General features: G+C 70.3%; 16 protein-coding genes and 2 pseudogenes. 9 read left to right on the forward strand and 9 right to left on the reverse strand.

Annotated features, from left to right (window positions below):
* Nucleotides 1-154: 154 nt before the first annotated feature.
* The 3 genes and pseudogenes from QM788_RS17155 to QM788_RS17165 form a co-directional block, all read left to right on the forward strand.
* Nucleotides 155-211, forward strand: a pseudogene (locus QM788_RS17155) (DUF1010 domain-containing protein); the annotation flags it as partial.
* 215 nt (nt 212-426) lie between these two features.
* On the forward strand, nt 427-924 hold the full coding sequence (locus QM788_RS17160) for a hypothetical protein (protein ID WP_415662668.1): 498 nt from the start codon (nt 427-429) through the stop codon (nt 922-924).
* Between the two features lie 376 nt (nt 925-1,300).
* Entirely contained in the window at nt 1,301-1,579 is a 279-nt protein-coding gene (locus tag QM788_RS17165; RefSeq protein ID WP_415662669.1) for a hypothetical protein, read from the forward strand.
* Nucleotides 1,580-1,647: 68 nt separating this feature from the next.
* Here QM788_RS17165 and QM788_RS17170 read toward each other — a convergent pair.
* The 4 genes and pseudogenes from QM788_RS17170 to QM788_RS17185 form a co-directional block, all read right to left on the reverse strand.
* Nucleotides 1,648-2,619, reverse strand: a pseudogene (locus tag QM788_RS17170) (magnesium and cobalt transport protein CorA).
* A gap of 69 nt (nt 2,620-2,688) precedes the next feature.
* Nucleotides 2,689-3,405 carry a riboflavin synthase subunit alpha gene (locus QM788_RS17175; protein ID WP_415662670.1) on the reverse strand — a complete coding sequence of 239 codons (717 nt, stop codon included), beginning with the start codon at nt 3,403-3,405 and terminating at the stop codon, nt 2,689-2,691.
* Nucleotides 3,405-3,761: a Spx/MgsR family RNA polymerase-binding regulatory protein gene (locus tag QM788_RS17180; protein WP_415662671.1), complete on the reverse strand. Its 357-nt coding sequence runs from the start codon at nt 3,759-3,761 to the stop codon at nt 3,405-3,407. Before QM788_RS17180 ends, QM788_RS17175 begins: the two co-directional genes overlap by 1 nt.
* A gap of 30 nt (nt 3,762-3,791) precedes the next feature.
* A complete protein-coding gene (locus tag QM788_RS17185) occupies nt 3,792-3,947 on the reverse strand; it encodes a hypothetical protein (protein WP_415662672.1) in 156 nt (51 codons plus the stop codon).
* 77 nt (nt 3,948-4,024) lie between these two features.
* Here QM788_RS17185 and QM788_RS17190 point away from each other — a divergent pair, with 77 nt between their 5' ends.
* Both QM788_RS17190 and QM788_RS17195 read left to right on the forward strand, forming a co-directional pair.
* Nucleotides 4,025-4,759, forward strand: a complete 735-nt coding sequence (locus QM788_RS17190) for a leucyl/phenylalanyl-tRNA--protein transferase (protein ID WP_415662673.1) — start codon at nt 4,025-4,027, stop codon at nt 4,757-4,759.
* Nucleotides 4,756-5,496: an arginyltransferase gene (locus QM788_RS17195; protein WP_415662674.1), complete on the forward strand. Its 741-nt coding sequence runs from the start codon at nt 4,756-4,758 to the stop codon at nt 5,494-5,496. Before QM788_RS17190 ends, QM788_RS17195 begins: the two co-directional genes overlap by 4 nt.
* An 18-nt stretch (nt 5,497-5,514) precedes the next feature.
* On the opposite strand, the gene QM788_RS17200 is transcribed toward QM788_RS17195, so the two are convergent.
* From QM788_RS17200 to QM788_RS17220, 5 genes are read right to left on the reverse strand one after another with little or no spacing between them, the layout of a single operon-like run.
* On the reverse strand, nt 5,515-6,126 hold the full coding sequence (locus tag QM788_RS17200) for a methyltransferase domain-containing protein (RefSeq protein ID WP_415662675.1): 612 nt from the start codon (nt 6,124-6,126) through the stop codon (nt 5,515-5,517).
* A gap of 53 nt (nt 6,127-6,179) precedes the next feature.
* On the reverse strand, nt 6,180-7,118 hold the full coding sequence (locus QM788_RS17205; protein ID WP_415662676.1) for a hypothetical protein: 939 nt from the start codon (nt 7,116-7,118) through the stop codon (nt 6,180-6,182).
* Nucleotides 7,115-8,377 carry a pyridoxal-dependent decarboxylase, exosortase A system-associated gene (locus QM788_RS17210; protein ID WP_415662677.1) on the reverse strand — a complete coding sequence of 421 codons (1,263 nt, stop codon included), beginning with the start codon at nt 8,375-8,377 and terminating at the stop codon, nt 7,115-7,117. Before QM788_RS17210 ends, QM788_RS17205 begins: the two co-directional genes overlap by 4 nt.
* 11 nt (nt 8,378-8,388) lie before the next feature.
* Complete coding sequence (locus tag QM788_RS17215; protein ID WP_415662678.1) at nt 8,389-9,534, reverse strand: hypothetical protein; 1,146 nt, start codon at nt 9,532-9,534, stop codon at nt 8,389-8,391.
* A 20-nt stretch (nt 9,535-9,554) separates the two neighbouring features.
* Nucleotides 9,555-11,126 (reverse strand): acyl-CoA ligase (AMP-forming), exosortase A system-associated, encoded by a 1,572-nt coding sequence (locus QM788_RS17220; protein ID WP_415662679.1) that lies wholly within the window; start codon nt 11,124-11,126, stop codon nt 9,555-9,557.
* A 135-nt stretch (nt 11,127-11,261) separates the two neighbouring features.
* Here QM788_RS17220 and QM788_RS17225 point away from each other — a divergent pair, with 135 nt between their 5' ends.
* Genes QM788_RS17225 through QM788_RS17240 form a run of 4 tightly spaced genes read left to right on the forward strand, consistent with a single transcriptional unit; the run spans nt 11,262 to nt 13,850 of the window.
* Nucleotides 11,262-11,519, forward strand: a complete 258-nt coding sequence (locus tag QM788_RS17225; RefSeq protein ID WP_415662680.1) for an acyl carrier protein — start codon at nt 11,262-11,264, stop codon at nt 11,517-11,519.
* Complete coding sequence (locus tag QM788_RS17230; protein ID WP_415662681.1) at nt 11,516-12,319, forward strand: hydrolase 2, exosortase A system-associated; 804 nt, start codon at nt 11,516-11,518, stop codon at nt 12,317-12,319. The genes QM788_RS17225 and QM788_RS17230 overlap by 4 nt, the downstream gene beginning before the upstream one ends.
* Complete coding sequence (locus QM788_RS17235) at nt 12,316-13,167, forward strand: hydrolase 1, exosortase A system-associated (RefSeq protein WP_415662682.1); 852 nt, start codon at nt 12,316-12,318, stop codon at nt 13,165-13,167. Before QM788_RS17230 ends, QM788_RS17235 begins: the two co-directional genes overlap by 4 nt.
* The gene (locus tag QM788_RS17240) at nt 13,164-13,850 is read left to right on the forward strand and encodes a tetratricopeptide repeat protein (RefSeq protein ID WP_415662683.1); all 687 of its coding nucleotides are present in this window, start codon (nt 13,164-13,166) and stop codon (nt 13,848-13,850) included. The genes QM788_RS17235 and QM788_RS17240 overlap by 4 nt, the downstream gene beginning before the upstream one ends.
* The last annotated feature ends 3 nt before the right edge of the window (nt 13,851-13,853 follow it).

Here is a 13,853-nt window from a genome sequence, read left to right on the forward strand (position 1 = left end):
CGATATCACCGATTGGTGTGATGGAGAAAACAGCCCACAAACTACCATTTGTCCACACTGTGCCGTTGATTCAGTCGTTGGCTTCAATGGCCCAGTTGATGTTCAGTGGGTCAAAGCACGGCACAAGCAATCATTCGAGTAATTCCATGCCAGTCCTAACCATTCGCTCAAGCCGACCCGCATTCTGCGGGCGGCTTACCTAGTTCGTTAGGTGCACGCGGTTTGCCCATGCAAAGTTCAGTGCTAAATCAGGCTCCAGCGCCCGTCCAGCAAGCGCTGGCAGCTATGGTTTTGGTAGTTCAGGGCGCTCGGGTGCTGCGGGCAGCGCTGGCCCCAGCGCTGTGCGCTCAGTCAGCCTCGCGCCTAACTCTGCGCTCAAGCCGACCGCCTACGGCGGCGGCTTACCTTGGCCGTTAGGCACCATAGATGCATCGCGCCTTCACCCTAATCCTGCTGATTCTTCCGACGGCCGCCATAGCGAACATGGTCTGGCCTGCGCTGTATTTGGTGAGCGGGTTGTATGTGTGGTGGGTTATCGTGGCTGGGATTGCCATAGAGTTCATTGCCATTCAGCGCCTCTTCTCACTTAGGCCGGGAAGAGCACTGCTTGTGGATGTCAGTGCCAACGCCGCTTCCGCGGCACTTGGCTTTATATTGATTCCGCTTGCCGGACTCTTGTACGAGATATTTCCTGGGCTTCTAGTGAACTGGGCGTTCTCTTGGGGCACATTCAATCCAGTAGCTTGGGTCGCAACAGTGCTCCTGGCAGCTGGGATAAATGTCGCCGTCGAAGGTCTAGTTATGAAGCTCGCTTTCAAGCTGCCGCTAGCTCGTCAGACCAAGCTAGTTCTCTACGCTACCAACCTTGCAACAGTTGCGCTGGCCATCTACCCAATGTCTCAGAGGTTGCGAAATGGTGCCTAACCAGTCGCTCGAGCCGACTCGCGTCGGCAAGCCGCCGCTCGCGGCTCAGCTTCTACAAGGGCTTCCCCATCTGTCAAGCGAATGATTCCCCTCGGGCCGCGCAGCGGCCCGATTCTTTTCAACCTTCAGTTCCAGCCACGCCCGCACTTCTCGTCGAGTAGGGAGCCAGGTTGCGGAGTGCAAAACTACAACCGGTCATTGATGCAGCCCTTCATGGCTGCGGACCCTGATGACAGACACACGCGGGGGCCTCATTCGTTAGCCGAGGACGGCATCGGCCGCCTCCTTGAGCTGATCAGGCACACCCCGCGCAGGTCCGAACCTCGACTCATCGACGATCTGCGCTCACGCGGCGGAAGTCTTCTGTCTCTTCTCCTTGTCCGCCGCGCTGTCGGAGGCGCGACGGCTGCCCTATCAGCTGGGCGCGGAAGAATGGGCCTGCCCGGTGGCCGTGGCCCCGCTGTTCCCCAAGCGGCATCCCATCCACGGCAAGCGTTCGTTTCAAGCGCTCTGCCTGGCCTCGGCCTTGGCCCTGGATCTGCTGGCCGGCTTCAAGGAGAAAGGCGGCTCGCTTTTCATCGCGCCGGGCGAGGACTTCCCGCTGGAGGCCTACCGCACCGGCGCCGCGGCCCCGCCATTGCCGGGCGGGGCCTGACGCCGCTCGAAGCCGGCGCCCTGCCGCTGCCCGCCCCCCTCAGCCGCGCTCGGCGCGGCCGCGTGCGCTCACAGCCAGCCCGCGCGCCGGAAGCGCCAGTACAGCACGCCGCTGACCAGCGTGATCGCGCCCAGCGCCATCGGGTAGCCCAGCGCCCATTTCAGCTCCGGCATGTGCTCGAAGTTCATGCCCCAGATTCAGGCCAGCGCGGTGGACGCCGCGAAGATGGCGGCCCAGGCGGCCAGGCGCTTGGTGACCAGCGATTCGTCGATGGCCACCAGCGTCAGGTTGACCTGGGTGGCGGCGATGATGGTTTCGCGCGCGGCGTCCAGGCTGGCCTGGATGCGCACGAGGTGGTCGTACACGTCGCGGAAGTAGTCCTGCAGCGTGTTGCACACCGCCGGCACGCGGCCGCCGTGCAGCTTGGCGGTGGCCTCCAGCAGCGGCATGACGGCATGGCGCAGCGTGGCCAGGCGCTGCTTCTGCGCGAACAGGCGCTGCACCACGGCCTGGCGGTCCTGGTGCGGCTGGAAGATGGTTTCCTCCAGCTGCTCCAGCTCGGCCTCGACGGCGTCGATCAGCGGGAAGTAGCGGTCCACCACCGCGTCCATCAGCGCGTACAGCACGAAGCCCGGCCCCAGCCGCAGCAGGTTCGGCTCGCGCTCGGCGCGCCCGCGCACGCCGAGGAAGCCCTGCTGGCTGCGGTGGCGCACCGACACGACGAAGCGCGCGCCGACGAACACATGCACCTCGCCCTCCGCCAGGCCGCCATCGGCCGTGGTTTCCAGCATCTGCACGACGGCGAACAGCATGTCGCCGTACTCCTCCACCTTGGGCCGCTGCTGGCCCTTGCGGGCGTCCTCCACCGCCAGCGGCGGCAGGTCCAGCTCGCGCTGCAGCAGGGCCAGTTCGTCGTCGTCCGGGTCGCGCAGCGCGATCCAGACGAAGCCGGAGGTGTTCGCCAGCGCCTCGGACACGCCCGCCAGCCCCGGCTCGGCGACGATGCGGCCGTCCTCGTACACGGCGCTGTTGATCAGCATGGCGGCGTCTCCCTTTTCTCGGTTGGCGCCGCATCGTCGCACGCCGCGGGGCGGCGCGCCGCAACGGCGTCAGGGCCGGTGGGCGGTCCCGGCGAGGGCGATGCCGTCGAGCTCGATGCCGCGCTCGCGGGCCAGGGCTTCCAGCACCGGCAGCAGCGGGCCCAGCCTCTCGTCCAGCGCGTCGCGCACGGTGTCGACGACGACCTGGGTGCTGCGCTCGATCTCGATGTGCACCGCATCGCCCACCGCCTTGTCGCCGAAGGTGGTCATGCGCAGCGTCTCGGGGATCAGCCAGACCTCGAACCAGCCCGAGCCGTCGCGCTCGCGCCGCGCCTCGGCCACGGTCAGGCTGCAGCCGTTGACGCCGACGTAGCCCTTGGCGAACACGTAGCGCATCCACGGCGCCGGCAGCGCGAAGCGGATCACGTGGTTGTTGTCCGGCGTGCGGATGGCGGCGATGCGGGCCGACACGTCCACATGGCCCGACAACGGGTGGCCGCCGATCTCCACGCCTTCCTTCGCCGCGCGCTCCACGTTCAGGCCCGCGCCCACGGCCAGCCGGCCCAGCGTGGTCAGGCCCAGCGTCTGCGCCATCACGTCGAAGCTGGCCTCGCCCGGCGCGGGCCGGCCGGTGACGGTCAGGCACACGCCGTCGCAGGCCACGCTGGCGCCGATGGCCAGCCCGTCGTCGAAGCCCTCGGGGAAGGCCAGGCGCAGCGTGTGCAGCCCGTCGCGGGCCTCGATGGCGGCCACGCGCGCCACGCCCTGCACGATGCCGGTGAACATCAGCGCCCCCCCTGGCGGGCCGCGAACGCGTCGGGCGAGAAGCCCAGCGTCAGCCCGCCGTCCGCCCAGCGGACGACCGGGCGCTTGATGACGCTGGGTTCGGCCAGCATCAGCGCGGTGGCGGACGCGTCGTCCACCACCGCGGCCCGGGCCGCGTCGCCGAGCTTGCGCCAGGTGGTGCCGGCGCGGTTGACGAGCTTGTCGCGGCCGAAGGCGGCCAGCCACGCGGGCAGCTCGGCGGCGGGAACGCCCTGTTTCTTGAAGTCATGGAAGCCGGCTTCGAGGCCGTGTTCCGCCAGCCAGGCGCGTGCCTTCTTGACGGTGTCGCAGTTGGGGATGCCGTAGACGGTGATCATGGCCGCCACCGTACCATGCCGCCCATGATCCTAAATCCGGCAGTTGACCGCTTGCCATTCATCGAACGTGCTGGTGCTCCAACACCTTGTCGGCCATGCGGAGATCACCACGTCGGTGGGCAGCGCTGCATGCCCGCTGGTCTGGCGCTGCGGCCCGCTGGCGGCGTTGCTCCTCCTCGCGGGCATGAGCCCGCAGCGTCGTCGCGCCTTGCCAGCGGCCCGCCTCACCAGCCCCTCGGGCATGCCCAACTGCCGGATTTAGGATGATCGACTGGCTCGACGACGCATCCCTCGACTTCCCGCCCACCCGCCGCGCGCTGGGCGCCGACACCGAGGCGCCGGGCCTGCTGGCGGCCGGCGGCACGCTGACGCCGGCGCGGCTGGACGCCGCCTACCGCCGCGGCATCTTCCCGTGGTACGGCCCCGGCCAGCCGCCGCTGTGGTGGGCGCCCGACCCGCGCATGGTGCTGCGCACGGCGGACTTCAAGCTGTCCCGCTCGCTGCGCAAGGCGGTGCAGCGCTTCGCCGCCACGCCGGGCTGCGAGATCCGCGTCGACTTCGACCGCGCCGCCGTGCTCGCCGCCTGCGCCGGCACGCCGCGCGAGGGGCAGGACGGCACCTGGATCGTCCCCGAGCTGCAGGCGGCCTACCTGGCCTGGCCGGCCATGCACAGCATCGAGACCTGGATGGACGGCGAGCTGGCCGGCGGGCTGTACGGCGTCAACCTCGGGCGCATGTTCTACGGCGAATCCATGTTCATGCGCCGCACGGACGCCTCCAAGATCGCGCTCGCCGCGCTGGTGTGCCTGTGCCGCGAGTTCGGCATCCCGTGGATCGACTGCCAGCAGCACACCGGCCACCTGGCGTCGCTGGGCGCCGCCGAGCTGCCGCGCAGCGCGTTCGAGGCCCACCTGGCCGCCCACGTCGACGGCCCCTCGCCGGGGCCCTGGACCTATCATCCCGGCCACTGGCACCGGCACCTGCTGACCTCGACGTGACCCACCCCAAAGAACTGCCGCTCGCGCAGATCCAGTTCTACGCCACCGCCGCCTACCCGTGCAGCTACCTGCCCGGCCGCCAGGCGCGCAGCCAGGTCGCCACGCCCAGCCACCTGATCCACGCGGACGCCTACTCCAACCTGGTCGCCGCCGGCTTCCGGCGCAGCGGCCTGTTCACCTACCGCCCCTACTGCGACCAGTGCCGCGCCTGCATCCCGCTGCGCCTGCCGGTGGCCCGCTTCCAGCCGACCCGCTCCCAGCGCCGCGCCTGGCAGGCCCACCAGCACCTGCAGGCCAAGGTGATGCGGCTGGGCTACTCGCCCGAGCACTACGCGCTGTACCTGCGCTACCAGGCCGGCCGCCACAGCGGTGGCGGCATGGACCACGACAGCGTGGACCAGTACACCCAGTTCCTGCTGCAGTCGCGCATCAACTCCCGCCTCGTCGAGTTCCGCGAACCGCCGCCGGACGGCCAGGACGGCCCGGGCCCGCTGCGCATGGTCTCCATCCTCGACATCCTCAGCGACGGCCTGTCGGCGGTCTACACCTTCTACGACCCGGACGTGGAAGGCAGCTTCGGCACCTACGGCGTGCTCTGGCAGGTGCAGCAGGCCCGCGACCTGAAGCTCAGCCACGTCTACCTGGGCTACTGGATCGCCGAGAGCCCCAAGATGGCCTACAAGTCAGGCTTCAGGCCGCATCAGGTGCTGAGGAACGGGGTCTGGGAAGACGGCTGACCGGGCTCCCCGGCGAGTTCACGCGGCCGCACGCCTGGCGAGCGCCCAGACCACGACGGGAAAATCAGGTTCGTTCTTCAGCGAGCCAAACCAGCCGCGACGCGCCCATTTCTTGAAATTCGCCTTCACGCAGGCGCGGTTACCCCACGACCCGGTAATCATGCTGTCCCCCTCAAAACCAGCCTCGATGAGAAAGTGCTTCATGCCGGTCTCGGTCCAGCGGGTGCAGTCGAAAGGAATCTCGTGCCTGCGGATCAAGAACGGCGTCGTCACCAGGAAATGCCCACCGGGTTTGACCATCTCGCAGACGTGGCGTGCGGCCCGATAGGGCCACAGCAGGTGTTCGAACACCTGATCCGCAATGATCAAGTCGAATTGCTGCGGCAGCGCCTCCCGGCATACGTCATAGTCAGGATAATCAGCCGACCTGAACGACCTGAAGGGGAAACCCTGAAAGTACCAGCCCGCAGAAATTTCGAGCACATCCAGCCTGGGCGGATCCAGCGCAGTGATCAACTCCGCGCAGCGCTCGTACATGACGGGGCGCGTCCAATGCCGGTAGTCATAGCCGACCAACTCCAGCCATTCCTTGAGTCGATCCCGATTTGCCTGCAACCAGTGCTCCAGCATACGACCCCCCAATTGAATGCAACCGCATACAAAACCGGCTTCGCGCCGCGCACTCACCCAGCGCTGAACAGAAGCTTGGCAGGAATTGCGGCGCTGGACCAGTCCCGGTCAACCGAAAGCCGCCGCCAGGCCAGCGCCATGTCCTTGCGCGAATCCAGCACAGATAGCGCCTGCGGGTCCTCGTCAATCCAGCGCCCCACCAGTTCCCTCGCGGTCGCTGGAAGGTCAGCGAAATCCCGCTGCTTGAACTGGTAACTGTGGCGCACGGCCGCGTTTTCCAACCAGCCCTGCGCCTGACGATCGCGCCGCAGACGGTAGCCCGCCCATGCTTTCCATGTCCACCACCTGAAGCGCGGGATGGTCCACAGCGCGGCGTCGGCCAGCGCCATCCGCTCGGCCGGCCGCCATTCGCGCGGCGCGCTCAGGCCCAGGCCGAACGACAGCGCGGCGCCGAGCGTCGGGTCCGTGCGGTAGATGCCCAGCGGCAGCCTGAAACCCATGGCGCGCAAAGCCTCCACCGTAGCGGCCTTCAGCGCGTAGAGGTTGCCGTGGATGCCGCCGTTCACGCGCATGTCGGCCGCGAGCCGCCGGGCCGACCACCCTGAATAGGGCACGCCGCTGACCGCCAGCGCCTGCGGCGTCGCGGCCGCACAGGCATGCAGGGTGCCGATGGCCGGGCCCCGCAACTGCGCATAGCCGTCCACGAAGACCGTCAGCTCGGCCGGCGCCATGATGTCGTGCAAGGCCTGGTTCCAGGCCGCCGCCTTGTCGGCCATCAGCACCTCATAAAGCATCAGCCGCACGCCGCCGGGCGGCACCACGGTGCGCAGTTCGCGGACCATGGCCTCCGCCAGGGCCGGGTTGCCGTTCACGACGACGTACAGCACGGCCATCCCCCCGGCCTGCTGCAGCGAGGCCAGCGCCGCCCGGACATTGCCGCCCAAGCGCTGGGGCGACTCCCGGGAGGAGAGGATGGCCAGCGCCGTCTTCACATGAGAACCTCGACACAGTTCGGGTGGCCCAGGAAGCCCTCGGGGCTGGCGCTGCGGCCGTAGGCGCCGCTCTGGTAGATGACCGCCAGGTCACCGACCTCGCCGCGCGCCATGTCCATGCGGTCGGCCAGCAGGTCCAGCGGCGTGCACAGCGGGCCGACCACGCTGGCGGCCTCCGTCGCCGCCTCGCGCCGGCCTTGCGGCTCGATGGAGGCCGGGTAGTTCTTGCGCAGCACCTGGCCGAAATTGCCCGAGGCCGACAGGTGGTGGTGCAGGCCGCCGTCCGCCACCAGGAAGACCTGGCCACGCGAGACCTTGCGGTCCACGATGCGGCTGACGTACACGCCCGCCTCGCCGACAAAGTAGCGGCCCAGCTCGATGACCAGCTTCGCAGCCGGCAGATCGGCCTTCGCGCGCGCCTGCAGCGCGGCGAGGTTGTCGCCGATCGGCGCCAGCGCCAGCCGCGCCTCGCCTGGGAAGTAGGGGATGCCGAAGCCGCCGCCCAGGTTCAGGAACCTGACCGGCGCGGGCGCGCTCGCCGCCAGCCGCAGCGCCAGCTCGTAGCTCTTCTGCTGCGCCTCGCAGATCGCCTCGGCCTTCAGGTTCTGCGAGCCGGCGAACAGGTGGAAGCCCTCGAAGGCCAGGCCGTCGCCGGCCAGCGCGGCGACCTCGGCCAGCACCTCCGGCAGGCTTTCGGCGTCGATGCCGAACTGCTTGGGCCCGCCGCTCATGCGCATGCCCGAGCCCTTCAGCTCGAAGTCGGGGTTCACGCGCAGCGCGACGCGCGCCGGCAGGCCCAGCCGCTGCGACGCGCGCGCCAGCGGCCGCAGCTCGCGCGCGGACTCGACGTTGACGAGCACGCCGGCCGCCACCGCCTGGCCCAGCTCGATGTCGCGCTTGCCGGGGCCGGCGAAGCTGATCTCGTGCGGGTCGGCACCGGCATTCAGCGCCACCTGCAGCTCGCCGGCCGAGGCCACGTCGATGCCGTCCACCAGCCCGGCCATGAACTGCACCAGCGCCGGCATCGGGTTGGCCTTCATCGCGTAGTGCAGCTCGATGCCCTGCGGCAGCGCCGCGCGCAACTCGGCCACGCGGCCGCGCAGCAGGCCGCGGTCATAGGCGTAGAACGGCGTCTGGCCGACGCGCTCGGCCAGCACCGACAGGCGCTGGCCGCCGACGAGCAGCTCGCCGTTCGCGTCACGGGGGAAGAGGACGGGGGCGTGCTCCAGCACGCGCTTCGGAGGGGTGGGGTCGCTCATGCGGGACAGTATCAGTTCGGCGACAGCGATTTGCGCGCCTTCTGCAACGCCCGGCTGAAAACCGAGCGGACGAAACGCAGCGTCGCCGCAATATAGGGCCGCCAGTCCCCCGAGTCGAAATAAACGCCTCGGATGCGCCGCAAAAGCGCGGCGGGATGGTGGCGGGCCAGCCAGAACAGCGCACCGGGGAAGCGCTCGCCGTTGATCCAGACGCCAGGCTGCGTCTGCCGATGGGCGGGCTGGGGCAGTTCGAGCGCCGCGAGGTATTCGGCCTGCGACAGGTTGACGCCATTGGCGCTGCACAGGCCCGACCAGAAATCGGTCCGGCCGACCGTGGGCTCGATGACCCAGTAGTTGCCGTCGGCGTCCTGCTTGAGCTCGAGGGACACCGGCCCGGAGAGCTTCAGGCCGCCGAAGAAGCGGCATGCCAGCGCATGGACCCCGTCGTCGGGCTCGGACAGCGCGACGGTCGTGTGCCCCATCGGGCGCGAATGCAGTTTCCGGCCTTCGAAGCGCGCGAGCACCCGCCCCTCGTCCAGGTACAGCGCGCCGAAGCGGATGCGGCTGTCGTCGCCGGGGATGAACTCCTGCACCAGCACCGGCAGGCTGGCCTCGAGCTGCGCCTTGGCGGCGTCGAGTTCCGCCACGCTGCCCGCCACGAGCGTCTTGAAGGCCGACAGCGGCCGGACCGGCTTGGCGATCACCGGGAAGCGCAAACCGGCCAGCGCGCCGGCAAGCCCCGACAAGTCCTCGACCAGCCGCGAGCGCGGGTAGTTCAGCCCGACTTCGACGCATCGCGCCTCGATGGCGCCTTTGCCGAGCAGCGGCAACAGGCGGTCCGCGGCCTGCTGCCAGGCCAGCCGGTAGCGCCGCCCGACGTGCTCGGCCGCGTCGCCGACCACCTGCACCATGCGGTCGCTGGTGAGGATGAGCACCGGCCGGCCGCCGGTCGTCGGCAACGAGTCCGCCAGCCGGTCGAGCTCGTCGATGAGCCCGACGCCGTTGATGTCGGGCACGAGGCGCACCTCGCCGTGGCGGGTGCGCACGCCCGGCAGCGAGGCGTCCGATTCCAGCGCGATGACGGGGATCCCGCGCTGCGCCAGATCCCGAACGATGGTCAGGCCATGCGCGCAAAGGCCGACGACGACCGCAGGCACCGAAGAAGCCGACATGCCCCTCACGCCCCGCTCGCCAGGGTCTTGCGGTCGATCTTGCCGTTCGGGTTGCGCGGCAGCGGGCCGGGCCGCTCCTCGATGCCGTGCGGCACCATGTAGGCCGGCATGCGCGCCTTGCAGGCGGCCAGCAGCGCGGCGACGTCCAGCGCGGCCGCGCCTTCCGGCGGCGTGGCGATGACCTGGATGGCCTGGCCCAGCGCGTCGTGGTCGACGCCGAAGGCCACGCATTCGCCGACCAGGCCGGTGGCGTACAGGACCTCCTCGACCTCGGTGGGGCTGACGCGGTAGCCCGAGGTCTTCATCATCTCGTCGCGGCGGCCGACGAAGTACAGGAAGCCCTCGGCGTCGCGCCGCACCGTGTCGCCGGAGAACACCGCGAACTCGGGCAGCTGCAGGCCGCCCTCGCGGCCGCCGACGCCGGCCGGCAGCGGCTTGTAGCGCTCGGCGGTCTTCTCCGGGTCGTTCCAGTAGCCCAGGCCGACCAGCGCGCCGCGGTGCACCAGCTCGCCGGGCTCGTCGGCCGCGCACTCGGTGCCGTCCTCGCGCAGCACCAGGATCTCGGCGTTGGGGATGGCACGGCCGATGGAGTCCGGCCGGCGGTCCACCTCGGCGGGCGGCAGGTAGGTGGAGCGGAAGGCCTCGGTCAGGCCGTACATCAGGAAGGGCTTGGCGGACGGCGCCTTGGCGCGCAGCAGGTCCAGCGTCGCGCGCGGCATGCGGCCGCCGGTGTTGGCGAAGTAGCGCAGGTGCTGGTCGATGGCGGCGGGCCAGTCCAGCTGCGTCAGCTGGATGTACAGCGGCGGCACGGCCGTCAGGCCCGTGACGCGCTCGCGCTCCATCGCCTTCAGCACGTCGCGCGGCATCAGGTAGTTCAGCAGCACGACGCGCGCGCCGCTGTGGAAGGCGGTGGTGAGCTGGCTGAAGCCGGCGTCGAAGGACAGCGGCAGCGCGGCCAGCAGCGTGTCGCTGGCGCGGTTCTCCAGGTAGCTGGCCACGCTCTTGCCGCCGGCCACCATGTTGCGGTGGGACAGCACGACGCCCTTGGGCCGGCCGGTGGAGCCGGAGGTGTAGAGGATGGCCGCCATGTCCGTGTCGATGACGCGGTGGCCCGCGCGCGCCGGCGCCGCCAGCAGCGCGGCCCAGTCCTGCACCTGCACCGGGGCGCTGCCTTCGCCATGCGTCAGCACCACGTGGCGCAGCGACGGGCATTGCGCCAGCACCTCGCCCAGCTGCGCCAGCCGCTCGGGCGAGGTGACGAGCACGCGCACGTCGCAGTCGCGCAGGATGAAGCCCACCTGCTCCGGCTTCAGCAGCGGGTTCAGCGGCACGAACACGGCGCCGGCCGCCGGGGCGCCGAAGCTGGCGACGACGGTCTCGAAGCGCTTCTCCAGGTAGATCGCCACGCGCTCGCCACGCGCCAGGCCCAGGCCCATCAGCCCGCTGGCGAAGCCGCGCACGGCGGCGTCCAGCGCGCCATAGCTCAGCGTCGCCGCGCCGCAGGTCAGGGCCGGGGCATCGGGCGTGCGCTCGGCGGCGACGGCCACCAACTCATTCAGGAGGGTTGATTCGGGCATGGGCTCAGGGATGAAGAACAGGGCGCAAACAGTGAAAAAAGTATCTCACGCGCCCCCGGGGCCGAGGGGTGGGTGCCCCCGGGGGCAAGGGGGCCGGCGGATAAACTGGCGGGCTTGATTTTCGGACGCCCACGAATGGAAAACGCCCAGGTCCTCAGCCATGTGCTGCGACTTCTTGACGATGTGCTGAGCCTGAACGGCCGCGCCCAGACCTTCACCCGCGACACCGCGCTGCTCGGCGCCCTGCCCGAGCTGGACTCGATGGCCGTGGTCAGCCTGATCACCGCGATGGAGGAGCAGCTGGGCATCGCCGTCGACGACGACGACATCGACGGCGACACCTTCGCCACCGTGGGCTCCCTGGCCGACTTCGCCGCGGCCCGCCTGGGTTGACCCCCCGGCCCGACGTCTTCTTCCTGCCCGCCGCCGGCGGCGAGCAGCGGCTGTGCCTGTTCCACGCGCCGGCGGGCGCGCCGCGCGGCAGGCTGCTCTACCTGCACCCGTTCGCGGAGGAGATGAACAAGTCCCGCCGCATGGCCGCCCTGGCCTGCCGCGCGCTGGCTGCGGCCGGCCATGCGGTGCTGCAGATCGACCTGCGCGGCTGCGGCGACTCGTCGGCCGAGTTCGGCGACGCCGGCTGGGCCGACTGGCAGGACGACGTGCGCCTGGGCCTGGCCGAGCTGGACCGCCGCGTGGCCGACGCGCCGCTGTGGCTGTGGAGCCTGCGCGCCGGCGGCCTGCTGGCCGCCGCCGACTGGGGCCGGCCGGTGAACCACCTGTTCTGGCAGCCCATGACCAGCGGCAAGCTCGCGCTGCAGCAGTTCCTGCGCCTGAAGCTGGCCGCCGAGATGGCCGGCGGCGCCGGCAAGGGGCTGATGGAGCAGATGAAGGGCGACCTGGCCGCCGGCCGCGCCGTCGAGATCGCCGGCTACTCCCTCGGCGCGCCGCTGGCCGCCGGCCTGGAGGCGGCCCGGCTGGCCCCGGCGGGCACGCCCGGCCGCGTCGAATGGCTGGAGCTCGGCCCGCGCGAGGACGCGGCGCTCACGCCCGCCAGCGAGCAGGCCGTCAAGGCCTGGCAGGGCGCCGGCTGGGCCGTCCGCGCGCAGTCCGTCACCGGGCCCGGCTTCTGGGCGACCAGCGAGATCGAGCTGGCGCCCGCGCTGATCGACCGCACGGTGGAGGCGCTGTCGTGAAGGAATCCGTGCTGGACTTCGCCTGCGAGGGCATGCCGCTGGTCGGCATCCTCGCCGAGCCCGACGGCGCCCCCGCCGAGGTGGGCGTGCTCATCATCGTCGGCGGCCCGCAGTACCGCGCCGGCAGCCACCGGCAGTTCACGCTGCTGGCCCGCCACCTGGCCGGCCACGGCTTCGCGGCGCTGCGCTTCGACTACCGCAGCATGGGAGACAGCCCGGGCGAGGCGCGGGACTTCCTGGCCGTGGACGCCGACATCGCCGCCGCCGTCACCGCGCTGCTGGCCGCGCGCCCGGCGCTGCGGCGCGTGGTGCTGTTCGGCCTGTGCGACGCGGCGTCGGCCGCCCTGCTCTACCTGGATGCGACCCGCGACCCGCGCGTGGCCGGCGTCGCGCTGCTGAACCCCTGGGTGCGCTCGGCCGCGACGCTGGCGCAGACCCACGTGAAGCACTATTACGTGCGACGGCTGCGCGAGCGCGAGTTCTGGCTCAAGCTGCTGCGCGGCGGCGTGGGCCTGACGGCGCTGCGCGCGCTGGCCGGCAACCTACGCCTGGCCCGCGGCGCGGGCCAGGCAAAGGCCGACTCGCGCAGCTTCCAGGACCGCATGGCCGCCACGGCCCAGGCCTTCGCCGGCCCGCTGCTGCTGCTGATCAGCGAGGACGACTACACGGCACGCGAATTCCTCGATCACGCGCGCGTGATGCCGCCCTGGCAGGCCGCGCTGGCCCGCCCCGCAGCCCGCCGCGTCGACCTGGCCGGCGCCGACCACACGCTGTCCACGCGCAGCCATCTCGAGCAGGCCCACTCGGCTATCGTCCAGTGGCTGCAGCAACTCCCCGCCCTGCCATGAAGACCATTCCCGCCCTGACCGCGAGCCTGCTGTGCGGAGTCCTGAGCCTTTCTGCCGCGGCGCAGGGGTCGTTCTGCGGCGAGCTGACCAATGCCTACGGTCCCTTCGACTACCGCGTCGAGAAGGATCAGAAGCTCGCCATCGTCGAGAGCCGCCATTTCACGACCGAGGTCGAACGGCTGATCGCCGGCCATGCCGGCTACCTGGGCGGGGACATCGACTACACGCTGCGCGCCTCGCCCAACCACCACCGCGCGCTGATGTCGCTGGCCAACTGGGGCGTCAAGCTCAAGGGCGCGCAGCCGCCCAACATGAACTACACGGTGGACTGCTACTTCGACCGCGCCTTCCGCTTCCGGCCCGACGACCGCATTCCCCAGCTGATCTACATCGACTACCTGAACCGGCTGGGCCGCAAGGACAAGGCGCTGCAGATGGCCGAACCCCTGCTGCGCGTCCCCGAACTGGACCCGCCCACGCGCAACAACCTGGGCATGCTGATGTTCGACCTCGGCAACTACGACGAGGCGCTGAAGCAATGCCACCTGTCCATCGCCGACGGCTGGCCGCGCACCGACCTGCAGAACCGCCTGAAGGCCATCGGGCGCTGGCAGGAGCCCCAGCCCCTCCCCGCGCCGCCAGACGCCGCGTCCGCCCCGGCCTCCGCCCCTTCGGCGCCCTGACCC

The organism is Roseateles sp. (assembly GCF_047654785.1).
In the GTDB taxonomy this organism is placed as follows: domain Bacteria; phylum Pseudomonadota; class Gammaproteobacteria; order Burkholderiales; family Burkholderiaceae_C; genus Pelomonas.